Consider the following 218-nt stretch of genomic DNA (forward strand, 5'->3'; position numbering starts at 1 on the left):
TGCTCATGTCAAAATGTGAAGAAATATCAGTCGTTCTGCATGGCGTGTTTATCTCCTGAATAAAAGACAGTATCTGCGTTTTCTTCATTTCTGTTTACATCCTCATCTGTATCATTCATTTTATTATAACCTGCCTCTGGCTCTCTCCTCCACGCCCACTTTTAATTCTCATAAACGCATAAAAAATCAACCTCATAACATGTTTTTTACAATGTTTC

1 protein-coding gene is annotated in these 218 nt (G+C 35.8%); it reads right to left on the minus strand.

The features are described from left to right. Window positions 1–88 (minus strand): FaeA/PapI family transcriptional regulator (locus BEA93_RS26190; protein ID WP_272897484.1); only part of this gene is annotated, 88 nt, incomplete at its 3' end. Window positions 89–218 lie beyond the last annotated feature (130 nt).

It is taken from the genome of Escherichia sp. MOD1-EC5950, assembly GCF_002965345.1.
Lineage (GTDB): Bacteria > Pseudomonadota > Gammaproteobacteria > Enterobacterales > Enterobacteriaceae > Escherichia > Escherichia marmotae.